Source organism: Streptomyces shaanxiensis (assembly GCF_039537145.1).
Classification (GTDB): Bacteria; Actinomycetota; Actinomycetes; order Streptomycetales; family Streptomycetaceae; genus Streptomyces; species Streptomyces shaanxiensis.
In genome coordinates this window covers 112402-137938 of the sequence record NZ_BAAAZY010000013.1, presented here as the reverse complement: position 1 = coordinate 137938, position 25537 = coordinate 112402, and the positions used below count along the sequence as shown (strand labels likewise).

The following is a 25537-nucleotide window of genomic DNA, read 5'->3' as shown; positions in this document are numbered from 1 at the left end:
CAGTCAATCGCACGGCGCCCGCGAGGGTGTGCGCACCTGTGAGACATCCGGCGTTGTACGGATAGCGTCAATGGCCGCGAGGCCGGCGAAGGCGAAGGCGATGGCGCTCCGAGGGGTGCCACGCGTGCCTGGTGTGCACGGTCTGCTGCCTCCGCCCCTGGCGGGCGCCTTGCCTCGCGGTGATCATCGCTGCGGCACCGCTGAGGAAGCCTCCGACGCCTGACACCCCGGCGATCACGAGTGCCAGCACGCTGGCGGGATGGGCTGGGGCCGGCCCTCCCTCGTTAATGGCGCCAATGTCGGCTCTGGTGCCAGGGCCGGGGGTTTGCTCCGCGACAGCTTGGTCCTCAGCGGCCGGCTCCTCGGCGGCCGGCTCCTCGAGGGTTGGCTCGGGGGCTGGTTCAGTACCTCCGCCGGTACCCTCCTCGGCGCCTCCGCCGGCACCTGGATCCGTGCCGGCGCCGGTACCTGGATCCGTGCCGGCGCCGGTACCTGGATCCGTGCTGTCGGTACGGGGATCCCCTCCACCATCAGTACCTGCACTGCTGCCGCCGTAAATACCTGCGGTGGGTCTGTCAGTGATGTGCCACCCCACCGCGAGCGTGCAGAAGCAGATCGCGAAGGCTGCCAGGGCGATGATCTGCCACCGCAGCGCGGCACGGAAGCCTTTCGGTCGATACCGGGGGACTGGTACCGAGCCCTCTGTCGAGGGTTGCTCAGGACGTTTCGGCATCTGACTCACTCCCAACCTCAGCGGATGCCACAGTTCCGTGCGAATCCATGACTCCATTGCGCCCTGGTCATCGATGCGCGTCATGGCACTGCATGTCGGGACTTGACACAGCGGAACCGGCGGTGCTGAGCCTTCGGCGGGCGGCATTGCCGACGCGCCTCCCGCACGCACCGCCTCTCAACTGGCTTGAGCGGAATGGGTCGTGCTCTCCGTCAGGAGGCGGGTTCGTCGTGCCGCAGGCTGCGGAACACCGCGGGCGTCGTCCAGCCACGCAGCGTGGCGTGGATCGTCGATCGGAAGGCGGCTTCCGCCGTGGAGGTGTCGAAGGCCCCGGCGAGTTCGAGGGTCACCAGCCCATGCAGGGTCACCCAGAGTGAGACAGCGATCGCCGTCTCTTCGCCGTCGAGGACGGACTCCGTCACGGCGCGATCGATCGCCATGACGAGCGGCCGGACCGGGTCACTGGTACCGACCGTCGCCCCTGACGGCTTGAAGGACTGCACCCCACCGAACAACACCGAGTACAGATGACTGTGTTCGCGTCCCCATCGTCGGTAGGCGACGGCCAGTGCGTAGAGGTCGGCGAGAGGATCCTCGGAGGTCGGCACCGCCGTCACGGCCTGGAACAAGCTGGCGACGGCTCTGTCGCGTACCGCTGCGATCAGTCCTTCCTTGTCGCCGAACAGGGAGTACACGGCCGCTGTTGACGTCTCAGCGGCCGTGGCCACGGCGCGGACTGTGACCGACTCCTGAGGACGGGTGGCGAGCAGCTCGGTCGCGCAGTCCACGAGTCGCTCCTTGACGGTCGCGTCGTTCGTTCTCGGCCTACCCATGACAAGGAGCCTACCTCCTTTGATAACGTCGTTTTGAAACACTGTTCTGAAACAGCGTTATGCAACTTCGGAGGTTTCGTTCGCATGCCCACATTCGCCATACGCCTCGCTTGCCTCACCGGACGCTTACTGCTGACGCCGGCCGCCGTCGCGACGCTGATCGTCGTCTTCCTCGCTGCGATCGTCCTCACGGACGGGGCAGGCTCGGGACTCGCCGCATGGTTGACGGCCCTTGGAATCGGGACTGTCGCCGCACTGTGGCGGGGCCGGCGTCGTATCCGGGCGGCGCGGCTCGTGCCGTTCCTGCCCGTGGTCGTCGCGGCGGCGTTGACGGCGTCGGTCTGCGTCCCGACCGCGCCCACGGCCCGCCAGTACCCGCCTGACCTGCCGTTCGTGGCCACGCAGCACTGGAGCCTGGCCACAGGCAGCCGGGTCGCGGTGTATCACTACCCGCCCGCGAACACCGGCGCCCGACGCCCCGTTCCGCTCGTGTACCTCAACGGCGGACCGGTTCGCGGCATCTCGATGCTCGACCACCGGTTCCTGCAACTCCTGGCACGACAGGGCTACGACGTCTACACCTATGAGCAGGCCGGCGGCGGACGAAGCGACCTGCTTCCCATGGACCAGTACACGATCTCCAGGTCGGTCCGCGACCTCGCGGCCTTCGTCGACCGTCTGGACAAGGGCCGGGTCGACATCCTCGGATTCTCCGGAGGCGGGGTCGTACTCACGCGAGCCCTCGCAGACACGCGCGTCGCCGCACGCCTGCATCGGGCGATCATCGCCGAGCCCGGCCCGATGGACGGCCCGACCGCACGGATCGCCGGGCACAAGGGCCGGCCGTCCGCGCGCGGCCTCGCGCCGGCGATGACAGGGCCGCGCTCGACGCACGTCCCCCGCTACGCCGTCGCGTTCGGCCTCATGCGGCTCGGGCTCCTCACCCCCGACACCGGGCTGATCGGACAGGCCGAGGGCGACAACGCATTCACCGCCGCAGACCTCGGCAGTGACACCGCATCCGCCTACTGCGCGCGCGACGCACACCGCATTCCGACCGAGGACACCGCACAGAACTTCTCCTTCAGCCCTGCCGCCAGCCTCCGCGTGCAGCAGACGGTGAAGGACTCGCCTTCCATCTCCCCGGAACTGGGACGCTCCCGGACCCCCGCGATGCTGATGATCGCTGAGTGCTCCTCCCAGGTCCGTCAATGGGCGACCGCAATCCTTGCCGACGACCCCGCCATTCAGCGCACGCAGTACATGCCCGGCGTCGGCCACCGTATGTGGAACGGTCTGGACGACAACAACGACCGAGCAGCCGCCGTCATCGACGCGTTCCTTCAGGCCGGGCCGGCACCAGTGCCGAACTACCCGACCCGCGATGACGTCCCCGCCTTCCTGGACGCCCGCAAGTGAAGAGCCCGCAGCCCGTCGCCGGCATCGAGGGGCGAACGGAATGCCCGAGGCCCCCTGGGGTCTGAGCCAGGCGCAGCCGCGGAGTGCTTCCCCCGTTCACGACGTGAGCCGCCCCGGCTGCACGGCCCCCGCAGGGCGCGGTCGGTGGCCGCAGCTACTGTGCTGCCATATGAAGATCGAATCCCTTCTCGAGGACCTGGACAGCGACGACGCCGCGCGTGTGGAGGTCGCCGCCGCACGGTTGGCGGAGCAGGCCGACAGCGTGGTGCCGACGCTGCTGCAGGGGCTGGCCGATGTGCGGCGGTCCGCTGAACTGGAGCCGGTCATGCGGGTGTTGAGGCGCATCGGGCCGCCGGCCTTCGACGCCCTCCTGGCGGCCTGGCGCCGGAAGGAGGTGGCGGACTGGCAGGTGGGCCAGTTCCTCGGGGTGTTCGACGAGCGCTCCGCCGGCCAGTACGCGGCCCTGGCAGCCGATCCGAACTATGGGAAGTCGGGCAACGGCTTCCGGGGGCTCGTCAGGCTGCGGACGGACTCCGAGGCCGGACTGCGGGCCCTGGTGGGCTGCTTCGCCCGAGGCGGCCTCGTCCCCTACAAGGCATCGGACTACGCCCGCCTGCTCCACGACTCCTTCCGACCCCGGCTGCGCTCCCTGCGCCGCGACCCGGCCGAGTCCCCGAGGACCCGGCGGGGCGCGATGGCGGCGCTGGTGGCGGGCGGCGGTGCCGACGCACTGGACGATCGCGACCGGGCGGCGGTCGAGCGGCTGATACGGGTGAAGATCCTCGACGAGATCCCGAGCCTTCCGTCGTCGACCCTCAGCGGGTGGTGGATGGCCGTGCCCGGGGCGTCGTACGAGGGGGTCTTCGAGGCCCTGGGCCTGCATGACCGGCGGCCCGTCACGGTCGCCGCCGGCATTCAGGCGGCGGAGGGCCGGGAGATCCGGGTACCCGGGCCGGACGGCGGTGGCCGCACCGTGGGGCGGGCCTTCGTCACCCCGGAGTTGGACGGCTGGCGCCTGGTCTTCGGTCCCTTCGACCTGCTGGTCGTCGGCGACCCCTGGGACGGGATGATCGAGACGGTCGAGCGGGTCAGCGTCCACTGCGGCCAGGCCCAGCTCTTCTTCCTGGACGACGCCGGCGGCTCCGACGTGTGGATGGTCGCCGAGAACGGCCGGGTGATCCGTCGGTACGCCGCCGAGAGCGACCCCGAATGGGAGGGCGACCCGCTGCCGTGGGAGACCCTCGCGGCCGACGACCCGGACTTCGACCCCGAATACGACGAGGCCCCGTCCAACGCGGGGACCACGGGCGCCCGGTCCGCCTGCGGGTACCTCTCGGTCGACCCCGGCGAGGTCGGCCCGGACACCGAGGTACGCGGCCACGGCTGGCTGGCCCTCACCGAGCCGGGCGTCGGCCACGGGGCGTTCCCCCGGGACGCTCCGCATCTGAGGCGCACTGCAGGCGGCCCCGGCCACGGGCCCCGGCATCAGCCCCGCCGCCGGGGTCGGCGTGGGTCAGCCGACCTCAGTCGATCATGCGTTGACGCAACGCACTGTGTATTGATGCAATGCAGTCGTTGCCGTGCTCCCACAGAAGCGGAAGCGCCACCCGCCAAGTGAGGTCGATCGTTGCTGCCGTCCATCGAACTTGTGGAATCCGAGGACTCCACCGACGAGGTGCTCACCCGCAGTCAGGCGGCGAACGCCCTGGGCGTGTCGCCCAACACCGTCACCAAGCTGCTCGACAGCAAGTTCCTTCGGGATCTGCAGGCGACTCGGGTGCTTGCCCTGGCCCGTGCGCCGCACGTGAGCGTCGTCGAGGGCATACTCCCGGTGCTGCGCACCGCGGCGGCCGCGCCTCCCGCCCACCAGGATGACGACCGCGACTTCATCGGCGACTCGCCCGACCTGACGGACGAGCAGTTTTGCGAGGCCTCGCGCCGGTGGTGGCGATGCGAGCCGGAGGCGATCGTGCGGGCGGGGGTGCTGCCGGTGGCCGTTGGCGGGTGGGTGACCGGCGTACTCGCTGTCCATGGGAGAGACGACACATGGCATCTGGGGCACGGTGAGGTGCGGCACTCCTTCGCCGCCACCGTCGCCGGCCGGGTCGGAGCCCTCGACAGCTCCGAGACTTTCCGGGTCCTGGCCACGGACAGGGCGGTGGCGGACCTGACGCGCCGACTGCTCGGCGCCCGCGTGCACACCGCCGTCTCGGGCGGCCCGATCGCCTATCTGAAAGCCGACCCCGCCGTCCGGGAGAACGCGTGACTGACTTCGACTCCATCGACGCACTCGTGGACGGCGCCCGCCAGCAGGTCCCGCTGCCTCCCGCAGACGAAAGGCGCCGCCTGCGCGAGGGCCTGAACGTGTCCCGGGCCCAGGTGGCACACGCCCTAGGGGTGAGCACGTCCACGGTCGGCGGCTGGGAGTCCGGCCGGGACCCGAGCGGCGAACTCCGGGAGAAATACGCGTACTTCCTCGACAAGGCACACGCCAAACTGCAGGCCCAGGCACAGGATGCAGCCCCCGACGCCGAGGACACGGACGTCCCATCCGACGGCGACGAGACACAGGCCGAGGTCCCGGACGGGGACGTCGGAGCGGACGAGGTCGAGGCCCTTCCGGTAGCTCAGCCGTGTGTGCTGTGCGGGGCACTTGCTCGCCACCAGGTCGCGGGGTTTCCCCAGCACCTCGACCCAGCAGAATGCGCGGCTGCTGCCGGTACCCCTGCCGAATCCGCCGCCATCGCACCGGAACCAGAGGCCCAGCCTGCGGGCCGGGAACAACGACAGGCGCCCCCGACCAGGCCGCGCCCCGCCGACACCGGCCCGGGTGTCAAGATCATGCCGGTCGGGCGCCGGGCACAGTCGGCCGACGCCATGCCCGACCTGATCGGTCAGGCCGTGTCCGAGGCGCTCGCCAAGCACGCCGGTGACGTCGAGAAGGCCACAGCGGCGCTGGTCAAGCGGGCGATCCCGGACGCGATGGCGCTGCTGGACACCACCCGCATCGGCGGGCGGTACGAGATCGTCGCCCACCCGTGGCTGCCCGACATCCTGCGCAAGCAGAGCGCCCGCGGGGCCGACCAGATCTGGGAGGCGCGCCCCAAGTGGACGAGGCCCGAACTACCCCCGGGCGAGCACGAGGTGGCCGCGCTCGACACCAACGGCGCCTACCTGAGCGCGCTCAAGACGTGGCTGCCGCTCGGCCAGCTGAACCACTCCACCGGCAACCACCACGACCGCCGCCGCGCCGGCGTCCACCTGATCACCCCACCCGAGTGGGACCACGACGCCGTACTGCCCAACCCGATCGGCAGCCGCGACGAGCCGGGCCCCCTGTGGGTCACCGAACCCACCCTGCGCCTGCTGCTGCGCCTGTCCGGACCGAAGTACGGCCTGTGCGACCCGCCGGAGATCCACGAGTCGTGGACCTCCGGAGCCACGGAGGGCCTGCTGGAGAAGTTCCGCGTGGCGATGAAGGACGCCCGGGACAAGGCGATCGCCGAGGACGACGAGGTGACACTCGCGTATGTGAAGGCGATGTACTCCAAGTTCGTCTCCACTCTGGGCGAGTCCAACTACAACCGCGAGATCTACCGCACCGACTGGATGCACCTCATCCGCAGCCAGGCCTTCGTGAACCTGTGGCTCAAGGCCTACCGCGCCTACGACCAGGGCCTGATGGTCGTCCGTGCGATGGGCACCGACGAGCTGCACGTGATCGGCGACTGGCGGGCGGTGTTCGCCGAGGGCCGCGGCGTCACCGAGGTGAAGGTCAAGGACCTGTACACCGTCGGGACGGACGCTGACACCGACCACTGAGGGAGGATCTCGACCTGCCGCGCAAGCCGGGCCGAACCGGCCTGTGGGCGCTCTTCGTTCGTGCGGCGTCGGCTACAGGAAGCTGACGTTCCGGGCGAGAGCGAGGCGGCTGGAGTAGTTGATGGTGTTGGTCGCCGGGCGCATGTACGCGCGCCAGGCGTCGGAGCCGGACTCGCGGCCGCCGCCGGTCTCCTTCTCACCGCCGAAGGCGCCGCCGATCTCCGCTCCGGAGGTGCCGATGTTGACGTTGGCGATGCCGCAGTCGGAGCCCTCGGAGGAGAGGAAGCGCTCGGCCTCCTGCTGGTCGCGGGTGAAGATGCTGGAGGACAGGCCCTGCGGGACGTCGTTGTGCAACGCGATGGCTTCCTCGAAGGTGTCGTAGGTGAGGACATAGAGGATGGGGGCGAAGGTCTCCTCCCGTACGACGTCGGTCTGCTCGTCGACGCGGACGATGACCGGCTCGGCGTAGGCGGCCCGGGGCGCCGTGTCGGTCAGGCGGCGGCCGCCGCCCACGAGAACCTTGCCGCCCTGCGCCTGCGCGCGGGCGACCGCGTCCCGCATGGTGTCGAGAGCGGTGGTGGAGATGAGAGGGCCGACCAGGGTGCCCTCGTCGAACGGGTCGCCGATGGGGAGTTTGGCGTACGCGGACGTCAGACGGGCGACAAGCGTGTCCGCGATGTCGCGGTGGACGATGAGGCGCCGCAGGGTGGTGCATCGCTGGCCTGCCGTACCGGCGGCGGCGAAGACGATGCCCTGGACGGCGAGGTCGAGGTCGGCCGAGGGGGCGACGACGGCGGCGTTGTTGCCGCCGAGCTCCAGCAGACTGCGCCCGAAACGCGCTGCGACCCGGGGGCCGACCTCGCGGCCCATGCGGGTGGAGCCGGTGGCAGTGACGAGCGCGACGCGCGGGTCGTCCACGAGCCGCTCGCCGATGGCGCGGTCGCCGAGGAGGAGACGATGTACGTCACGGGGGGCGCCCACCTCTTCGGCGGCCCGGTCCAGCAGCCGGTCGCAGGCCTGGGAGATCAGCGGGGTGAGTTCCGACGGCTTCCAGATCACCGTGTCGCCGCAGGCCAGGGCCACGGCCGTGTTCCACGACCACACGGCGGCGGGGAAGTTGAACGCGGAGACGACGCCGACGACCCCGAGCGGGTGCCAGGTCTCGGCGAGGCGGTGGCCGGGGCGCTCGGAGGCGATGGTGCGCCCGTAGAGCTGGCGGGACAGGCCGACCGCGAAGTCGCAGATGTCGATCATCTCCTGGACCTCGCCGAGCGCCTCCGAGCGGATCTTGCCCGCCTAGATGGTGATGAGGTCGGCGAGGTCCCTCTTGTTCTCGCGCAGCAACTCACCCAGGCGGCGGATGAGTTCGCCGCGTCGGGGAGCCGGTGTGGTGCGCCAGGTGAGGAACGCCTCGAGGGTGGCTGCAAGGGCCTCCTCGACGTCCCGCCTGGCCGCCCGGATGCCACGCCTTGACGTCATCGACCACGCCACCGCGCACGAGATCAAGGCCAAGCTCGTCGTGGAGGGCGCCAACCTGCCCACGTCCGTGGACGCCCAGGCCGTCCTCGCCCGGCGCGGCATCACCGTGCTCCCCGACTTCGTCGCCAACGCGGGAGGCGTCGTCGCCGCCGCCTTCGCGATGGAGGCCCGCTACTCCGGTTTCCGCCCCGACACCACCGCCATCTTCGAGACCATCTCGACCAGACTGCGCGCCAACACGATCACCGTCCTCGAAGAAGCCGAGCGCCGAGCTGCCACCCCACATGCGGCCGGCCGCGCCCTGGCCGAGCAACGGGTGCGTACGGCGATGTGGAGCAAGGGTCGGATACCTCGTCGCTGACCACGTCCGAAAGCCAACCGTGGCCGACGGAGGCCCGTATTCATCACAAGTAGGGAATGTCATGCAATTACGATGAAGATCCTGTTGATGGTGATCAAGCCCTGCCGGGAGTTCTCTTGCACAGCACGCGTGGGTGGATCCGCGGCGACCGGAGTGAGCCGTGAGGTGGCCCGGCCGTCGTAGAGCCGAGGGCCGCCGTGCGGCGCGGGCAAGCGATACCGGCCCGCAGGTGCCTGCCCCGCCCGCATGGATGCGCTGGCTGCCGGCCTTCTACGTCGCGGGCGTCCTGCTGCTCGAGCCGATCACCCCGGTGCAGTGGCCGGTGAGCTTCCTGCTCATCGCGCTCCCGGTGGTCGCCGCCTACGCCCACCGTCCTGCCGGTGTCGCGGCCGTCGCGGTGTTCGCCGTCGTGTTGGAAGGGGTCCTGGCCGGCACTCCGTGTTGCGCGGGGCGCATGGTGGGTTACCTGTGGGACCGCCACTATGTGGGCGCCTACGTCTGCACCGCCCTGGTCGGCGTCCTCGGCACGCTGCTCGCTGCCCACCGAACGCGCCGGGAGCGTACCCTCGCGACCGTGCGCTCGGTGGCCGAGACAGCGCAGCGTGTGCTGCTGCGCCCGGTGCCCCGCCGCCTCGGCCACGTCTCGATGGAAGCCCTCTATCTGTCCGCCGCCGCCGAGGCACGCATCGGTGGTGATCTGTACGAGGCGGTGCCCACCGCACACGGAATCCGGTTGCTGATCGGTGATGTCCGGGGCAAGGGCCTGCAGGCGGTGGAAACGGCCGCGACGATGCTCGGCGCCTTCCGTGAGGCTGCCCACGACGAGCCCGATCTGGCCGGTGTCGCGCACCGCGTCGAGAGGAGCATGAGCCGCAGAGCCGCCGAGCTGCCGGGCAGCGAAGTGGCGGAGCGCTTCGTCACCGCGGTGTTCGCCGAGGTTCCCGACCACGAACCCGTGGTCCGCATCGTCAACTGCGGCCACCCGCCACCCCTGCGGTTGGGCCCCGACGGGATCACAGAGCTGGACTCGGCCGATCCGGCACTCCCCATCAACCTCGGTGTTCTGCTCGGCGCCGACTATCGCGTGGATGTCGAGGCCTTCCACCCCGGCGACCAGCTGCTGCTCTACACCGACGGCGTGACCGAGACACGCGACGGCGCCGGATGCTTCTACCCACTCACCGAGCGCATCCGCTCGTGGGCCACCCTCCCTCCCCGCGAGCTCCTCGACCACCTGCACCAGGACCTGCTCGCCTACAGCGGCGGGAGCCTCGATGACGACATCGCCGCTCTCGCCGCCTATCGCCTTCCCGATGAGACGCGACGCTAGTGCGCCGCCGCGCTCCGGAAGACGGACGCTGCAGGCGATTTCGCCGAGCCGACCTGCGGCACCAGACGCTCACGTGCCGGAACCGCTGTCGGCTGCGCACCGGCGGATCAGGTCGGCACGCGAAGTGATGCCCAGGCGCTCGAAGACGCGACGCAGGTGATGGTCGACAGTGCGTGGGTTTAGGTACAGCCGGGCTGCCACCTCCTCCCTCCAGGAGGGTCACCAGGCCGATCACTTCGCCGCGGGCCTTGTCGGCCCGACCGCCTCCGGCCATCACGGTGGTGGTCTATGGCGAGGTGGCGGGGCGTGCGTCGGGCGGAGCCGACAGGTGGGTGAGGATGCCGCACACCTCGTCCACGATCTCCCGGGCCTCCCGCTCGTCCTCGCAGTCGCCCAGCTCGCGCGCCGCCCCGCCGATCACGGTGGTCAGCACTCTCACCCGAACCCGGCCGACACGTCGCTTCTCGTCCACCTCCAGGAGCCGGGCGTTGCGCCGTACCCACGCGCGGTCCCACTGGCGGCGAAGCGCATCGATGCCGGCGGGGCCGTCGTCCTCCACGAGGAGCACGGCGAGGCGCCGGTTGTCCCAGGCACCCTCCAGGTAGGCCCTGGCTCCCGCGACGAAGAGGGCGATGGGATCGTCCACGCCACGGTCACGCTCGGCGGCCAGCGTGGCCGCGGTCCGGCGCTCCTGCTCCTCCCGGAACTCCTCCCAGAGGGCGAGGTACAGGCCGCGCTTTCCGCCGTAGTGCTGGAAGAGGCTGCCCAGCGGGATGCGGGAGCGGGTCGCGATCTCGTTGAGGCCGGCCTCGGTGTAACCGCGCTCGATGAACACCTCCAGCGCGGCGTTCAGCAGGGCATGCCGGACGGTGCCGTCCCGACCGGCGGGCGCTTCCGGCGGGCGCGTCCTCGCCTTCCCGTCATGCTGCTGATGCGGCGTCTGCGCCTCGGCCGGCTCCAGGATTCCGCTCACTGGTGATCTCCGTCTTCCCCGGCGCCGTCGCGGATGGCGAGGGCGACCAGCAGTTCCAGGAGGTCGGCGATCCGGCGCGGATTGCGCCCGGTGCGTTCCTCGATCCGGCGCAACCGGTAGTGCGCCGTGTTGTGGTGCACCCGCAGCCGGTCGGCGGCCAGCCGCAGGTTGAGATCCGCTTCGGCGAAGGCCCGGATGGTGGCCGCCAGCGGGTCGCCCCGTCTTCGGTCCTCTTCGAGCAGTGCACGCACTCGGTGATCGACCAGCTGGCGGGCGAGGTCGTCGGCGCGCAGCGCCAGGTAGTCGAAGGGAGACAGACGTGGCAGCGCCGCCACCCCGCCTTCGTGCGACACCAGGTCGAGGGCGGCCCGGGCCTCCTCGTAGGCGCGCGGCAGTTCACCGGCGCCCTGGGCCACGGTGCTGATGCCCATGGCGAGCTTGGTTCCCTCTCGTGCGAGCCGCCGCTGCACGGCCTCGAAGTGAGCGCAGATGTCGTCCGCGTCCATGCCGGTGCGGACCACGGGTACGGCCACCACCTCGCCGTGGCGGACGACGACCAGGGTTCGGCCGGCCCAGGGCCCGGCGATGCTGATGGAGGCGCTGGTCGCGTAGCCGTGCTCGGCGGAGGTGGGGTCGCCGCTGAGGGTGTCGTCGACGCACACGGCCACGACCGCCATCATCGGCGAGTGCGGCCCGATGCCGTACGCCTGTGCCGCGGCGAAGAGGGGGCCGTGCGTCGGTGCCCCGCCGGACAGGAGCTGGTCCAAAAGGTCCCGGCGCTCGCGGTCGGCGTCCGCGACCACGTGCTGTTTGTACTCGACATAGGCCTGCGCGGCATGGGTGCTGGCGTAGTCGACGTACCGCATCAGCGGTGTGACGAGTGACAGCGCGGCCTGTTGTGCCTCGGCGGACGGGCCCGCGCAGTCCAGCAGCGCGTCCCACAGCACCTGGCGGCCCACCCGGAAGGCGCTGATCCAGTCCTCCAGGGCGAACCCCGCGCGTGCCCTGCGCATGGCCGCGGCGCGGCTGAAGACCAGGTCCTCGGGGGCGATGTCGCGGTCGCCGGCCAGCGCCGCCAGCTGCATCCGGTAGTGCGTGAGCACCTGGTCCCGTACGTCGTCGAAGAACCGCTCGTCCTGCAGGGCGTACGACGGGATCTCCGTGCGCATCACCGCGACGGTGGTCTTCGCGATCTCCTCGAGCCGGTCCTGCACGGCGTGCAGGATCCGGTGCCGCTCCCGGCTGAGCGGTTCGGAGAGTGCGGAGGCGCCCAGGGCGGGACCGTCAGGCATGGCGCAGATCGTCGCTCGCCGCCTCGTGTCACGTCAACAGGTCCGGCGGGGGAGATGTCCGGGGCATTGGGCGCGGCGCACAAGTCAGTGGCCGTGAAGTTGGGTGCTCGCACCCAATGTGCGCCTGGAAGGCCCCCACCTACTGTGACGCTCGCTCACCCCCCAGCACATCGGAAGGGGCGTCACTCATGCTCGCGGTCGACGGTATCAGCGTGCGTTTCGGCGGGATCACGGCACTGGACGGTGTCGCGTTCACCGTCGAGCCGGGCACCGCCGTGGGGCTCATCGGACCGAACGGAGCCGGCAAGACCACGTTGTTCAACTGCCTCACCAGGCGCTGCACCCCCGATGCGGGGACGGTCCGGTTCGAGGACAAGGATCTGCTCGCCCTCGCGCCGCACTCCGTGGCCGGGCGTGGCATCGCCCGCACCTTCCAGAACCTGGGTCTGTTCCCGCGGCTCACGGTCCGGGAGAACGTCATGGTCGGCGCCCACCACCGGGGGCGCGCCGGACACTTCGCCGCGGCGCTCCGGCTGCCCCACGTCCGGCGGGAGGAGAGGGAACTGCGTGACCAGGCGGACGACATCCTGCGGCGGCTCGGCCTGGCGGACGTCGCCGACCACCCCGCCTCGGGGCTGCCGTTCGGGACCCTCAAACGCGTCGAACTCGCCCGGGCGCTCGCGGTACGCCCCCGGCTGCTGCTGCTCGACGAACCCGTCAACGGTCTCAGCCACGGCGAGGTCGACGAATTCGCGGATCTGGTCCGGGCGGTGCGCGAGGACTTCGATCTGACGCTCGTCGTGGTCGAACACCACATGGGGTTCGTGATGGGCCTGTGCGACAAGGTGGTGTGCCTCGACTTCGGGCGCAAGATCGCCGAGGGACCGCCGGAGGAGATCCAGCGCGACCCTGCGGTCATCGAGGCGTACCTGGGGGTGGCCGCATGAGCGAGCAGCCGACCACCGACCCCACCGAGGCCGGGGAAACGCCGGCGGAGCCGGACTTCCTGAAGGTGTCCGACCTGCACGCCGGCTACGGCCAGGCCCGCGTGCTGCAGGGCCTGGACTTCACCGTGGCACGCGGCGAAGTGTGTGCGGTCCTCGGACCCAACGGCGCGGGCAAGACGACAACCCTGCGGGCCCTGTGCGGCATGGTCCGCGGGCGCGGCTCGGTGACCTTCAACGGTACGGAGCTCCTGGGCCGGTCACCCGAGCAGGCCGCCCGGCTCGGCGTGGCGCACGTGCCCGAGGGCCGGGGCACCTTCAACGACCTGACCGTCGAGGAGAACCTGCGCATCGGCGCCCACCTGCATACCAGCCACTGGCGGCGGGGCCGCGCCGAGCGCGCGGCCGTGGCGGCCGACCTGGAACGCATCTACGGCTACTTCCCCAAGCTGCGCGACCGGTCCCGTCAGGCCGCCGGCAGTCTCAGCGGCGGCGAGCAGCAGATGCTCGCCATCGGCAGGGCGCTGATGCTGCGGCCCTCGCTGCTCCTTCTCGACGAGCCGTCGCTGGGGCTCGCTCCGCTGGTCACGCGCGAGCTGTTCGAGATCGTCCGTGCCGTGAACGAGGAGGAACGCACCACCGTGATCGTCGTCGAGCAGAACGCCCAACTCGCGCTGGATGTCGCGCACCGGGCCCACGTCCTGGAGGCGGGCCGCCTGGTGCTGTCCGGGCCTGCCGCACAGATCCGCGAGGACGGTCAGGTCGCCGAGGTGTACCTCGGTGTCTCCGTCCGCGCGGGGACGGGCGGGTGAGCGCCGTGATCGAAGTGCTCCAGCAAGTGGTGGAAGGGGTCGGCTCCGGCGCCGTCTACGCCAGCCTGGCGCTGGCCCTGGTGCTGATCCACCGGTTCACCGGGATCGTGAACTTCGCCCAGGGCGAGCTCGCCATGATCTCCACCTATGTGGCCTGGCAGCTCGTGGCGTCCGGGATGCCGTTCTGGCTGGCGCTGCCGGTCACCCTGGCGGTGTCGTTCGCCGGCGGCATGCTCATCGAACGGATCGTCATCCGTCCCGTGCAGGCCGCCCCAGAGCTGACGACGGTCATCGTCACGGTCGGACTGTTCATCTTCGTCAACGCGACGGCCGGTCTGATCTGGTCGTTCACCGTGAAGGACTTCCCGCAGCAGTTCCCCGACGGCGGGATCGACCTGGCCGGGGTGCGGGTGGACTGGTCGACGCTCGGGATCATCGGGGTGGTGGCCGTCGTGATGGGCCTGCTGTACCTGCTGTTCCAGCACACCTCCATCGGCCTGGTGATGCGGGCGGTCGCCTGCAACCCCGCCTCCGCCCGGCTGTCGGGCATCCGGGTGGGCCGGGTGCTGATGCTCGGCTGGGGGCTGGCCGCGACGGTCGGCGCGGTGTCGGGCGTGCTCGTCGCCCCGGTGCTGTTCCTGGAGCCCAACATGATGGGCGGAGTGCTGATCTACGCGTTCGCCGCGGCCACCCTCGGAGGCTTCGACAGCCCGGTCGGCGCCGTTGTCGGCGGCCTGCTCGTGGGCGTCGCCGAGACGCTGGCCGGGGCTTACGTGGATGTGATCGGGGCCGATCTCAAGGTGGGCGTACCTCTGGTGATCATCCTGGCGGTGCTGCTGGTGCGGCCCCAGGGTCTGTTCGGACGGGCGGCGGTGGAGCGCGCATGAGCACGATCGTCGCAACACTCGGCACCGACCGCGCCCGGCGCCTGCGGGCCGCGCTCACCGCGCTGCTCGCGGCGGCCGCCGTCGTCGGCGCACCGTTCTACTTCGCCCCCTTCCAGGTCTTCCAGCTCACCATGGTGCTGCTGTACGCCGTGGCGCTGGCCGGACTGAACCTGCTGGTCGGCTTCGGCGGGCAGATCTCGCTCGGGCACGGCGCCTTCTTCGCGGCGGGCGCCTACACGGCGGCGGTCATGCTCGACCGGTACGACACCGGCCACCTGACCACGCTGCCCGTCGCGGCCGCCGGATGCTTCCTTCTGGGCCTCGGGTTCGGTGTGCCCGCTCTGCGGCTGCGCGGGCTGTACCTGGCTCTGGTCACCCTCTCGTTCGCGGTGTTCCTGCCGCCGCTGCTCAAGCGGCTCGAACCGGTCACCGGCGGCTCCATGGGCCTGACCGTGGACAAGCTGCAGCCACCCGCGTGGAGCGGGCTGGCCGAGGACCAGTGGATGTACTTCGTCGTCCTCGCCGTCACCGCGGTGGCGCTGCTGCTCGCCCGCAACCTGCTGCGCTCCCGGGTCGGCCGGGCACTGCTCGCCGTGCGGGACAACGAGAGCGCCGCCGAGGTCATGGGCGTGCGGCTGTCCCTGCACAAGACCCTCGCCTTCGCCTGGAGCGCGATGTTCGCGGGTGTCGCCGGGTGCGTGTACACCTGGGTGATCGGCTTCGTCTCGCCCGACTCCTTCAGTTTCGTCCTGTCGATCACGCTGCTGGCCGGCCTGGTGGTCGGAGGACTCGCCTCGCTGTACGGACCGCTGCTCGGGGCGGCGTTCGTGATGTACGTGCCGAGCGTGGCCCAGGACATCAGTGACGCGGCGCCCGGTGTGGTGTTCGGCCTGCTGATCATCGCGGTGATGTTCGTGGCCCCGACGGGACTGGCCGGTCTGGTGGGCCGCCGCGTCCGGGGCGTGGTCACCCGTCTCCTCACCCGCACCAGACCCCCCGCCGCCGTGCGGACCTCCGAATCCGACCCTTCCTCCGCGCCCCCCACCCCGGCGGATCCCGCACCTGTCGATGCCGAACCCGTGGGCGCACCGCCCCGCACGGAAAAGGAATGATTCACATGCGCAAGACGACCGTTCTGCGGGCGACCGCGGCCGCGTCCGCCGCCCTGCTCCTCGCCACCGCCTGCAACAGCCAGCGCGGGCAGGACGACAAGGAAGCCGCCGCCGACGGCGCCTGCCGGGGCCAGCAGACCACCGGCATCACCGACAAGACCATCAAGCTGGGCGGCATCTACCCGCTCTCGGGACCGGCCTCCGCGTACGGTGCGATCAGCGACGGCGTGAGCACCTACTTCAAGCACGTCAACGGCAAGGGCGGCATCGACGGCCGCACCGTGGAGTTCGTCGTCCGCGACGACGGCTACCAGCCGCCCAAGGCGGTCGAGGAGGCGCGCAGACTCGTCGAGCAGGAGAAGGTCTTCGCCGTCTTCCAGACCCTGGGCACCCCCTCCACGGCAGCGGTGTGGGACTACCTCAACAAGCGGAAGGTGCCCCAGCCCTTCGTCGCCACCGGCGCCTCCGTCTGGGGTACGGACGACAAGCACCCCTGGACCACCGGCTGGCAGCCCAACTACGTGGCCGAGGCGCGGGTCTACGCGAAGTACCTGAAGGAGGAGAAGCCGAAGGCCAAGGTCGCCGTCCTGTACCAGAACGACGACTTCGGCAAGGACCTGCTCGGCGGGTTCAAGGAGGCCGTCGCCGACAGCGGCATCAAGGTGGTGGCCGAGGAGAGCTACGAGGTCACGGACCCCTCCGTCTCGGCCCAGATGACAAGTCTCGCCCGCTCCAAGGCGAATGTACTGCTCGACATCACCACGCCGAAGTTCGGCAGCCAGGCCCTCGCCGCCGACGCCAAGAACACCAAGTGGAACCCGCTGCACATCGTCAACGCCGTGTCCGCGTCCACCACCGTGCTCAAGCCCGTCGGGTTCAAGAACGTCCAGGACGTGGTCTCGGCGACCTACTTCAAGGACCCCGCCGACCCGCAGTGGGCCGAGGACGCCGAGATGAAGACGTACAAGGAAGCGCTGCACAAGTACGCGCCCGACTCCGACCCGGCCAACCAGCTCAACGCCTACGGCTGGGCCGTCGCCTCCAGCCTGCACAAGGCCCTGGACGCGATGAGGTGCCCGACCAGGGAAGGGTTGCGGGACGCGGTGCGCAACCTGAAGGACGTCAAGGTGGACATGCTGCTGCCCGGAGTCACCCTCTCCACGGGGTCCGACGACGCCTTCCCGCTCGAGACGATGCAGCTCATGCAGTTCAAGGGCGAGCGGTGGCAGCTGTTCGGCGAGCCGGTGGACACCCGCAAGGAGTTCGGCGCGCCGACCAAGTGAGCCGGCGGGGGCGGTCCCGGTCGATGCCCAGTCCCCTGGAACCGCCCCCGCCCCTGAACGCTGGGGAGCGCCATGCACGTCACCCGGCGCCCGAAAACTTGACTACCTCAAATATCGGAGGCTACGGTCTCGCCGTTGCTTGAAGTTATCAAGCTTCGACGTTCGCAAGTAGTTCGTCGAGGGCTCACTCGCCGGCGGATGCGCCTCGTATGGCCCGTCCGTCCGGCTGACCCCGCAGCTTCTCCGAAAGGCCCGTCACGATGAACACGTACGACCACACCGGCCACGCATCCGTTCTCACGCCGGTCGACCACCGCACGGCCGTCGCGTCGGAGACGGCCCGGTTCGTCGCAGTGGTCAAGGACGCCGACCTGGCCACCGCGGTGCCCAGCTGCCCCGACTGGACGCTCGCCGACCTGGTCAAGCACACGGGCAGTGTCCAGCGCTGGTTCTCGTCCCTGCTGCGGGCGCGCATCCAGGAACCCCCGCGCAAGCGGGAGGTGGATCTGCGGCTGCCGGGGCAGGAGGACGGATACGCCGACTGGCTGGCCGAGAGCGCGACCGTGGCCGCCGACGCCTTCGCAGCCACCGATCCCGACCTGCCGATGTGGGCGTGGGGCGTCGACCAGCACGCCCGCTTCTGGGCACGCCGCATGCTCTTCGAGACCCTGCTGCACCGGGCCGACGCCGAGCTCGCACTGGGCCTGCGGCCCGTCATCGACCGCCCGCTCGCCGTCGACGGGATCGACGAGTTCCTCGTCAACCTGCCCTTCGCCACCTTCTTCGCCCCCAAGGTGGCCAACCTGTGCGGCCCCGACAAGACCATCCGCTTCCACACGACCGACGGAGACGACGCCTGGCTCGTTCGCCTGCGGCCCGACGGCTTCGGACTGGACACCGCCCACCCGGCCACGGACACCGCTGATGCCACCGTCCGGGGAACCGCGGCCGACCTGCTCCTGCTCGTTTACGGCCGCCTGCCCTACGCGGCAGAAGCCTTCGCTCACGACGGGGACGAGCACCTGCTGGCCGACTGGTTCGCCAACTCCGCCTTCTGACCCATGGGTCCGAGGCACCGTAGGCCTGGGCTTCCCTTAGAGTCGGCCCCATGACGGAGGCACCGGCCCTGGACCGCGGCGCGCGGTCCCGCGACGCGATACTCGACACCGCCGGCGACCTGATGTCGCGTCACGGCTACGCCGCCACCTCCATCTCGATGATCTCCGCCGCATGCGGTCTGCCGGTCAGCTCCATCTACTGGCACTTCCGCAGCAAGGACGGGATCTACGTCGCGGTGCTGGAACGCGCCAGGACCGCGCTGCTGGCGGCCCTGCCCCCGGCCGAGGTGCCCGGCGCCGGCGTCGCGCAGCGTCTGGACACCTTTCTCACTCAGGTCGAGGACGCGTTCCGGCGCCATCCGCGAGGTGTGAAGCTGCTGTTGGGGCTGGGCATGGTGCAGCAGGACGCCAGTGCGGCGGCCGCGGCCGAGGTGTATCAGTACCGCGACGCGCTGCTGGCCTGGGCCCGGGATTCGGTGAGTTCCGTCTTCGCACTGCGTGACCGCCCCGAGGTGGCGGACGAGTTGGCACGCTTCACCCTGAGGATGGCGAGCGGAACCGCGGTGGCCCGTTGGTTCGATCCGGACACCGTCCTGGAGACCGGACCGTTGCGCGTGGCGTTGCTGGCGCTGGCGACCCACCACGGTGTTCCGGTGCGGGGCGTCCCTGGCGAGGACGCCCCCTCCGACCCCGTCACGACCGGGGAATGACGCCCCGGTAGCCGCCGCGCGGCCTCATCGCACGGCTCCTCGGAAATCCGGGGCGGGCTGCCAGAACGGGCAGTGGTGGTCGGCTGCGAACCCGGTGGTGGGTCCGACCTGGTCCGGTGCCAGCACTTGGATACGGTCCCCGGCGGCCGTGTAGCGCGGCCAGGGCGGAGCCCCAGGCGTGTTGGGGTCGCCGGTGGCCACGAAGCGGGCCCAGTAGGCGGTCATCGTGGCGGACAGCCGCCGCTGGGCGGGCGTCAGGGGCGCCAGCGCGTTCGTGGGGAAGAGATAGGCCAGTTCGGAGGCGTGGAAGGCGCCCTGCGGTGTGTGCGGTGCCGGGATGAACGGGGGTGCCTGGGCGTCGTGGAACTCGTAGGCGTAGACGGGCACCCGGCTGTCGTAGAGCCGGCTGTCGGCCCGTGCCGGGCAGGCGAACCGCTGGTCGGTGCCGACGGCGGAGTAGGCCAGGTTGGGGGACGGATACGCCGAGGCAGGGTACGTGTCCAGGACCGCGGCCGCTCGGTTGCCGTGCTGGAGCCTGATGAGGGCGGCGTACGACTCGGGGGTCAGTGGGCCGCCGCCGAGCAGATCCACGTACAGCGCGGTGAAGTAGCGGTATTCGTCATGAGTGCTGCCGCTCAGCGTCGGGACCGCGTTCACTCGTCCCTCGGCCCAGGCCGTGCGCGGAGGGCGGGGGAGGACACGGGGACCGGTGTTCGGGGTCCACAGGGAGGCGGTCCCTGTCCCCGTGGCGCGGATGAGGTCGGTGGTGGGGACGGCGCGCAGGCAGCTCGCCGCGGTCGTCGGGTCGGTGCAGCCGACCGAGGTCGCGAAGTCGCTTCCCTTCCGCTCGGCCGCGGCGAGTGTGAGCGGCGTCAGAGCGCCGTCCGCGGCGCAGGATCCGCTCTGCTGGATCGCCCGGTGGAACAGGCCTTTCGCGGTCGGCGAGGCGATGTGGAGGCAGGTGTCCGCCGATCCGGCGGACTGGCCGCCGAGCGTCACCCGGTTCCGGTCGCCGCCGAAGGCGCCGATGTTGCGCCGTACCCAGTGCAGCGCGGCCTGCTGGTCCATCAGGCCGTAGTCGCCGGAGGCGTGCTCCGTGCTCTCGGCCGACAGGGCGGGGTGGGCCATGAACCCCAGTGCGCCGAGGCGGTAGTTGACCGTCACCACGACCACACCCCGCGCGGCCAGCGCGGCACTGTCGTAGTCGCTGCCCGCGCCGTACGTGTTGCCTCCGCCGTGCAGCCACACCAGCACCGGGAGAGGCCGGCCGTCGGTGCGGGCGGGTGTCCGGACATTGAGGTACAGGCAGTCCTCCACCGTGCTGCCGGTGCGGTTGGACTCGCCGGGCAGGACGGGGCCGCCGTCGGGGAGCAGCGTCAGCGGTAACTGGGGGCAGGGGTGGGCCGGTGCGGTGGTGTCCCGTACGCCGGACCACCGCGGCGCGGATCGCGGCGGACGCCAGCGCAGCTCACCGGTCGGCGGGGCGGCGAACGGGATCCCGTGGAAGACCCGCCCGCCGTCGCGGGCGGCCGTGCCGCGCACCCAGCCCCGGTCGGTGCGCACGAGCAAGGAGTCGGCGCCGGAATGGGCGCGGGCGGTTAGCGGGAGAACGGTCAGTGACAGGAGCAGGGCCGCGAAGGCGGCTGTGGCGCGGGCAAGCGTGGGGTGCCGCAGGCTCAGGGGTCTCATCCGTCGCTCCAGGTGCCGGTGTGTGGGGGCGGGGGTGAGCGTCATGGCGTTCGCTCGTAGGCGCCGATGTCGCAGGCGGCGCCCTGGGGGCGCGCGACGCCGCGCTGATCGGTGGCCGGGCAGCCGTCGGCCGCGTCCAGAGCGGGGCTGCCGGGCAGCAGCGCCACGGTGTCGGTGGGGCCGCCGTTGTCCGCGAGCGGTCCGATCAGCGGGGCGCGGCTGGGCAGATCGCCTGCCCCGGTGAGTCGGCAACTGCCGTCGCCGTCGAGGTTGTTGCCCTGCGACGCGATGGTGGCGAAAGCCTTCTTGCAGTCGGCTGGTGCGCCGTCGACGGTGTTGCCCGCGATGATGGAGTTGCGCAGCATCATGCGCCCCAGGGGCAGGTCGATGATGTCGGGGATCGGGGAGGGCAGGCTGTCGAGGTAGGCGGGGGCGATGTTGATCCCACCGCCGCCATCGCTGGAACGGTTCCCGGTGATGGTCGAGTTGAGGATCTCCACGGGTCCCCTCCCGCGGATGTCGATGCCTCCGCCGTAACCGGCGAGGCTGCCGGGGCGGTCGCCGGGGTTCGTCACCCGGTTGTCCGCGATCGTCGAGTTGGTCACGGTGCCGGTGTCGTCGAACCTGATGCCTCCGGCCTCTCCCGCGACGTTCCCGCTGACGGTGCTGTCGATCAGATCGAGGTGGGAGTCCGGGACGTTGAAGATGCCGCCGCCGTAACCGGCGGAGTTGCCGCTCACGGTGACCCGGCGCAGCGTCATGTGATGTCCGTTGGCGATCGCGCCACCGCCGGTGTCGGTGATGGGCAGTTCGCGTTGCCTGGTCACCCCTCCGGTGATCGTCAGATCGGACAGCCGGGAGTCCGCCTGCATACGGAAGGCTCGGTCCAGGCGGTTGGCATCGACGACAGTGGTCCGTGCCCCGGCGCCCTTGATCGTGATGGGGGCGGCGACGTTCAGGTCGCCCGTGGTGGGGTCGGGATTGTCGCCGTTGATCAGCCGCGGGTCGGGCGGGATCGTCAACCGGTAGCGGCCGGGAGGCAGCGTGATCGTGCTGCCCGGCCGGGCGTTGGCGGCCATCACCGCGGCACGCAGGCTGCACGCGCCTGAGTCGGTGAGACACCGGCCGTCCGAGGCGTCGGCGTCGACCGCGTCGGACGTGGTGTCCACGGTGAACTCCGCAGGGTCGGCGGCCGGAGGAGCGGCGGCGTGGGCGACGGGCTGCACCCCGGTGGCAAGGAGGACGGCGGCAGTTGCGGCCGTGACGGCCAAGGACTTCATGCGGTGAACCCCTCTCGGGTCAGGAATCCGGGCGTGGCAGGACTCGGCTGCTGCGAGGACTTCGTGCCGGTGAGCGATGCGCGGCGGCTCGTACGGGGAATGGCGTCGGCGCAGCCACGGGGCCGCGCCTCCATACCGCCCAGTCTGTAGCGAGCGTTCCATTCAGACTGTCCTGCGTCCATCGGCGGACGACGGAATGGCTGAATGGGGATGTCGTGACCCGAGGGAGAAGGAGCCGCTTGAGCGCCATGGGTGTTGGTCGCGACGAGAGGCTGAGGCGCTTGCGGCCTGCGGAGGCGTCGGCGGGGCACGTCGAGGCGGGTGGCCGCCACAGGGCCGGGGAGCCGCACCGTCGATGGCATACTTCTGGTCCGATGAGCGAACCAACCGCGGCAGCCGGACGCCCCACGACCAAGCGCGATGAGCAGCGAGAGGCCTCCCGGCGCAGGCTCTTGAACGCGGCGGTGGAGATCCTCGCGGAGGAGGGCTACCTCGGGCTGACGGTGAAGAAGGTCGGCGAGCGTGCCGGAGTCAGCCGAGGCATGGTGAACTACCACTTCACCTCCAAAGCCGGGCTCGTCGAAGCCGTGGTCGCCGATATCCGCGAGACGTTCATCGACGTGCTGCGGGCGCGCCCCGGCTACGCGCGGATGAGCGGGCTGGAAGCGGTACTGGCCAAGCTCGACCAGTTCTTCGCCCGGCTGGCAGAGCCTGAACCGGGGCTACGGGCGCGCGCGTTGTTGGTGCTCCTCGTCGAGGCGATCGGCAGTGCCGACGGGATCAAGGGCTTGATGGCCGAGCATCTCAGTCTGGTGCGGACCGGCGTCGAGGAGGACATCCGGCGCGGGATCGCGGACGGAAGCATCCGCCCGGACCTGGATACGGTCGCGCAGGCGTTCCTGGTGGAGAGCATCGCGCGCGGTGTGCTCCTGCAGTATCAACTGGACTCCGCCCGCACCCGCCTGGCGGACATCGGCCGGGCCGCCCACGAGATGCTGGTGCTCGGGCTCACCTCGACGCGGGGCGGCGCCTGAGCTTCCGGTCACCCGGCGGCGCCCGCCGCCGCCCGCTTTCGGCCCTGGGGCCGATCGGGGACCGGGATGCCTCGCGTCATACGGCAGTGAGCCCGCCGTCCACCACCAGGCTCTGGCCGGTGATGTAGGAGGCGCGGTCGGAGAGCAGAAACGTGACGGCCTCCGCGACCTCCCATGCGGTGCCCTGGCGGCCCAGGGGGATCCGCTCGAACGATGCCGTCCGGGACGCCCGCCCGGCCGAGGCCTGCCGTCCCATGGGTGTGTCGATCAGGCCGGGCACGACCAGGTTGGCGCGGATGCGGCGAGCCCCTCCCTCCTTGGCGACATGGCGGGTGAGTCCGAACAGGCCGGCCTTGGAACTGTCGTAGGCCGGCGAATTCGTGGCGGCGCGCAATCCTGCGACGGACCCGACGAAGACGACGGCGCCCCCGTCGGCCAACGCCGGAAGAGCGTGCTTGGCGGCCAGAAAGGGGGCGCGCAGATTCAGGGAGAGCACCTGGTCCCAGTCATCCGGTGACGAGCCCTCCAGCCCGGTGCCGAGACCCACGCCCACGTTGACCACGAGCGCATCCAGCCCGCCCAGCCCGTGAACCGCCTCGGCGACCATGGCGGCCGACTGCTCGGCCTGCGTGGCGTCACCCACCACGGTGACGCCCAACCTCCCCTCGAGGCCGACGAGTTCGGCGGTCGCCGCCGCGGCCGGTGCGGCCACGTCGGCGCAGGCCACGTCGGCGCCCTCCCGGGCGGCGAGGACGGCGATCGCCCGGCCGTTGCCGACAGGTGCGCGTGGGTCGTCGTCGGGGCGGGTGCCCGCGCCGACCACGAGTACTTTGCGGCCGGTCAGGCGACGGGCCGGTTCCTCCAGGTGTCCCTCACCCATGGGTCCGGTCCCCCTCCGCGAAGCCGGTGCCGTCGAAACCGGGGTCCAGTTCCACACCGGTGGAGTTCAGGAAGAAGGCCACCATGTGGTACTGCCCCACGAGCATGGTGATCTCGATGAGTTCGGCGTCGCCGAAGTGCTCGGCCAGGCCCTCCCAGGTGGCGTCGGACATCCGTGCATCGCGGTTCAACTCGTCCGCCGCAAGGATCAAGTGCCTCTGCAGGTCCGTCCAGCCGGGCGCGTCCGGTCCCTCGGTGATGCGGTCGATGTCCGTGTCCGTGACGCCCGCGGCCTTGGCCAGGGGGAGGTGCCGTCCCCACTCGTACCGGGCGCCGGTGTTCCAGGCGGTGCGCAGGATCAGCAGCTCGCGGTGCCGCTCAGGCAGTCGCCCCCTGCGGAGCAACTGGCCTCCGAAGGGCAGGAACTGCTCGTAGAGGTCGGGATGGCGCACGAGCGTGGTGAAGATGTTCGGGATCCGGCCCCCGGGGTCGAGGGCCGCGGTGGCCAGCAGTTTCCGGGTCCGTGCGTCCCACTGCTCTTCGGGGAGCGGCATCAGCCGCGGGCGGGCCTGTTGGGCGGCTTCGTGGCGCTGTGACATGGCGACCTCCAACGTCCGGAGGCTCACCCTAGGAGACTGGCTGAACGCTTAGCAAGCGAACTCCTCGACGGATCGATTGCCTCCCCTTCCGAACGTCGTTCGGTTTATCGGACTACGGGTACCGTAAGTGCCGGAGTCACGGCGCTACCAAGGGCGGAGCGCGCAGCGATACGGGGGTGGAGCAATGGCCCGACCGACCAGACCGATCCTCAGTCGGGCGCGCATCTGCGCCACGGCGCTGGACATCGTGGACCGTGACGGGCTCGACGAGTTGTCGATGCGCAAGCTCGCCCGGGAGCTCGGCGTCCAGGTCTCCTCGCTCTACGAGCACGTCAAGACCAAGGACGACGTCCTCCATGAAGTCGCCAACGCGATCATGGAGGGCGTGGACGTCTCCGGCTTCGAGGCCGGCGACTGGCGGCACGGCGTGGCCTCCTGGGCCCGGTCCTACCGCGCGGCACTCGCCGCCCACCCCCACATCGTGCCGTTCCTCGCCTACGGTCCGGCCCGCCGAGAGGCCTCGCTGCGGCGAGCCGACGCCGTGCACGGCGGCCTGGTCGCGGCCGGATGGCCCCCGCGCTACGCCACGATGATCGGGGCCTCGACCAAGTACCTGGTCATCGGATCGGCGATGACCTCCTTCGCCCGCGGGTTCGACGACGACGTACAGGTCTACGTCGAGCGGTATGCGTCCCTGGCGGATGCCCACCGCCTGCCCGACCACGCCGACACCATCGACCGGGACAGCTTCGAACTGGCCCTGGAGATGTTCCTCGACGGCCTCGGCCGCCTCCACGAGCGCGTCGCGTCCCGCGACGACCAGGAGCGGACTCCACATCAGGGCAACTGATCCGCGGCCGAGCCGAAGCCGCTGATCCGCATCCGAAGCGCCGAACCGCGACTCCGGCGCGCCCGCTGCCGCCGGGTGCCTTCCCGTGCGCCGACTTGCCGCCGACGCCTTGTCCCGCGCCGTGGTCCACCCTAAGCTCCCCGAACCGAACGGCGTTC

At 70.8% G+C, this 25537-nt stretch carries 23 protein-coding genes and 1 pseudogene; 15 read left to right on the top strand and 9 right to left on the bottom strand.

Annotated features, from left to right (window positions below):
• Window positions 1-945 precede the first annotated feature (945 nt).
• On the bottom strand, window positions 946-1566 hold the full coding sequence (locus ABD932_RS28160; protein WP_345016624.1) for a TetR-like C-terminal domain-containing protein: 621 nt from the start codon (window positions 1564-1566) through the stop codon (window positions 946-948).
• Between the two features lie 84 nt (window positions 1567-1650).
• Between ABD932_RS28160 and ABD932_RS28155 the strand changes: the two genes are divergently transcribed.
• The 4 genes from ABD932_RS28155 to ABD932_RS28140 all read left to right on the top strand — a co-directional run bounded on the left by ABD932_RS28155 (window position 1651) and on the right by ABD932_RS28140 (window position 6807).
• Entirely contained in the window at window positions 1651-2985 is a 1335-nt protein-coding gene (locus ABD932_RS28155) for an alpha/beta fold hydrolase (protein ID WP_345016622.1), read from the top strand.
• Window positions 2986-3154: 169 nt separating this feature from the next.
• Entirely contained in the window at window positions 3155-4603 is a 1449-nt protein-coding gene (locus ABD932_RS28150; protein WP_345016620.1) for a hypothetical protein, read from the top strand.
• 9 nt (window positions 4604-4612) lie between these two features.
• Window positions 4613-5251: a hypothetical protein gene (locus ABD932_RS28145; RefSeq protein WP_345016618.1), complete on the top strand. Its 639-nt coding sequence runs from the start codon at window positions 4613-4615 to the stop codon at window positions 5249-5251.
• Window positions 5248-6807 (top strand): helix-turn-helix domain-containing protein, encoded by a 1560-nt coding sequence (locus tag ABD932_RS28140; RefSeq protein ID WP_345016616.1) that lies wholly within the window; start codon window positions 5248-5250, stop codon window positions 6805-6807. Before ABD932_RS28145 ends, ABD932_RS28140 begins: the two co-directional genes overlap by 4 nt.
• A gap of 72 nt (window positions 6808-6879) precedes the next feature.
• Here the strand turns inward: ABD932_RS28140 and amaB are convergent.
• Window positions 6880-8349: pseudogene (gene amaB, locus ABD932_RS28135) on the bottom strand (L-piperidine-6-carboxylate dehydrogenase).
• On the opposite strand from amaB, the gene ABD932_RS28130 reads away from it, so the two are divergent.
• Both ABD932_RS28130 and ABD932_RS28125 read left to right on the top strand, forming a co-directional pair.
• Window positions 8267-8647 carry a Rossmann-fold NAD(P)-binding domain-containing protein gene (locus tag ABD932_RS28130; protein ID WP_425587525.1) on the top strand — a complete coding sequence of 127 codons (381 nt, stop codon included), beginning with the start codon at window positions 8267-8269 and terminating at the stop codon, window positions 8645-8647. The pseudogene amaB and the gene ABD932_RS28130 overlap by 83 nt on opposite strands.
• A 229-nt stretch (window positions 8648-8876) precedes the next feature.
• Window positions 8877-9977 carry a PP2C family protein-serine/threonine phosphatase gene (locus ABD932_RS28125; RefSeq protein ID WP_345016612.1) on the top strand — a complete coding sequence of 367 codons (1101 nt, stop codon included), beginning with the start codon at window positions 8877-8879 and terminating at the stop codon, window positions 9975-9977.
• 69 nt (window positions 9978-10046) lie between these two features.
• On the opposite strand, the gene ABD932_RS28120 is transcribed toward ABD932_RS28125, so the two are convergent.
• The 3 genes from ABD932_RS28120 to ABD932_RS28110 form a co-directional block, all read right to left on the bottom strand.
• Window positions 10047-10178: a LuxR C-terminal-related transcriptional regulator gene (locus ABD932_RS28120; RefSeq protein ID WP_345016610.1), complete on the bottom strand. Its 132-nt coding sequence runs from the start codon at window positions 10176-10178 to the stop codon at window positions 10047-10049.
• A gap of 85 nt (window positions 10179-10263) precedes the next feature.
• Entirely contained in the window at window positions 10264-10950 is a 687-nt protein-coding gene (locus ABD932_RS28115; protein WP_345016608.1) for a TetR/AcrR family transcriptional regulator, read from the bottom strand.
• Window positions 10947-12242 (bottom strand): PucR family transcriptional regulator, encoded by a 1296-nt coding sequence (locus ABD932_RS28110; RefSeq protein WP_345016606.1) that lies wholly within the window; start codon window positions 12240-12242, stop codon window positions 10947-10949. The genes ABD932_RS28115 and ABD932_RS28110 overlap by 4 nt, the downstream gene beginning before the upstream one ends.
• A 188-nt stretch (window positions 12243-12430) precedes the next feature.
• On the opposite strand from ABD932_RS28110, the gene ABD932_RS28105 reads away from it, so the two are divergent.
• The 7 genes from ABD932_RS28105 to ABD932_RS28075 all read left to right on the top strand — a co-directional run bounded on the left by ABD932_RS28105 (window position 12431) and on the right by ABD932_RS28075 (window position 19048).
• Window positions 12431-13189: an ABC transporter ATP-binding protein gene (locus tag ABD932_RS28105; RefSeq protein WP_345016604.1), complete on the top strand. Its 759-nt coding sequence runs from the start codon at window positions 12431-12433 to the stop codon at window positions 13187-13189.
• Window positions 13186-13998, top strand: coding sequence for an ABC transporter ATP-binding protein (locus ABD932_RS28100; protein WP_345016602.1), 813 nt, complete (start codon window positions 13186-13188; stop codon window positions 13996-13998). Before ABD932_RS28105 ends, ABD932_RS28100 begins: the two co-directional genes overlap by 4 nt.
• A complete protein-coding gene (locus ABD932_RS28095; RefSeq protein ID WP_345016601.1) occupies window positions 13995-14885 on the top strand; it encodes a branched-chain amino acid ABC transporter permease in 891 nt (296 codons plus the stop codon). The genes ABD932_RS28100 and ABD932_RS28095 overlap by 4 nt, the downstream gene beginning before the upstream one ends.
• Window positions 14882-15997: a branched-chain amino acid ABC transporter permease gene (locus ABD932_RS28090; RefSeq protein WP_345016600.1), complete on the top strand. Its 1116-nt coding sequence runs from the start codon at window positions 14882-14884 to the stop codon at window positions 15995-15997. Before ABD932_RS28095 ends, ABD932_RS28090 begins: the two co-directional genes overlap by 4 nt.
• A 5-nt stretch (window positions 15998-16002) precedes the next feature.
• The gene (locus tag ABD932_RS28085; protein WP_345016598.1) at window positions 16003-17280 is read left to right on the top strand and encodes an ABC transporter substrate-binding protein; all 1278 of its coding nucleotides are present in this window, start codon (window positions 16003-16005) and stop codon (window positions 17278-17280) included.
• Between the two features lie 260 nt (window positions 17281-17540).
• Window positions 17541-18338, top strand: coding sequence for a maleylpyruvate isomerase family mycothiol-dependent enzyme (locus tag ABD932_RS28080; protein ID WP_345016596.1), 798 nt, complete (start codon window positions 17541-17543; stop codon window positions 18336-18338).
• A 50-nt stretch (window positions 18339-18388) separates the two neighbouring features.
• Window positions 18389-19048 carry a TetR/AcrR family transcriptional regulator gene (locus ABD932_RS28075; RefSeq protein WP_345016594.1) on the top strand — a complete coding sequence of 220 codons (660 nt, stop codon included), beginning with the start codon at window positions 18389-18391 and terminating at the stop codon, window positions 19046-19048.
• 24 nt (window positions 19049-19072) lie between these two features.
• Here the strand turns inward: ABD932_RS28075 and ABD932_RS28070 are convergent, their stop codons facing one another.
• Window positions 19073-20737 carry a carboxylesterase/lipase family protein gene (locus ABD932_RS28070; protein ID WP_345016592.1) on the bottom strand — a complete coding sequence of 555 codons (1665 nt, stop codon included), beginning with the start codon at window positions 20735-20737 and terminating at the stop codon, window positions 19073-19075.
• Between the two features lie 41 nt (window positions 20738-20778).
• Entirely contained in the window at window positions 20779-22017 is a 1239-nt protein-coding gene (locus ABD932_RS28065; RefSeq protein ID WP_345016590.1) for a choice-of-anchor Q domain-containing protein, read from the bottom strand.
• A gap of 374 nt (window positions 22018-22391) precedes the next feature.
• Between ABD932_RS28065 and ABD932_RS28060 the strand changes: the two genes are divergently transcribed.
• Window positions 22392-23051 (top strand): TetR/AcrR family transcriptional regulator, encoded by a 660-nt coding sequence (locus tag ABD932_RS28060; RefSeq protein WP_345016588.1) that lies wholly within the window; start codon window positions 22392-22394, stop codon window positions 23049-23051.
• A 76-nt stretch (window positions 23052-23127) separates the two neighbouring features.
• On the opposite strand, the gene ABD932_RS28055 is transcribed toward ABD932_RS28060, so the two are convergent.
• Both ABD932_RS28055 and ABD932_RS28050 read right to left on the bottom strand, forming a co-directional pair.
• Window positions 23128-23931, bottom strand: a complete 804-nt coding sequence (locus ABD932_RS28055; RefSeq protein ID WP_345016586.1) for an SDR family NAD(P)-dependent oxidoreductase — start codon at window positions 23929-23931, stop codon at window positions 23128-23130.
• Window positions 23924-24529, bottom strand: a complete 606-nt coding sequence (locus ABD932_RS28050) for a carboxymuconolactone decarboxylase family protein (protein ID WP_345016584.1) — start codon at window positions 24527-24529, stop codon at window positions 23924-23926. Before ABD932_RS28050 ends, ABD932_RS28055 begins: the two co-directional genes overlap by 8 nt.
• Before the next feature lie 184 nt (window positions 24530-24713).
• On the opposite strand from ABD932_RS28050, the gene ABD932_RS28045 reads away from it, so the two are divergent.
• Window positions 24714-25379, top strand: a complete 666-nt coding sequence (locus ABD932_RS28045) for a TetR/AcrR family transcriptional regulator (protein WP_345016582.1) — start codon at window positions 24714-24716, stop codon at window positions 25377-25379.
• Window positions 25380-25537 lie beyond the last annotated feature (158 nt).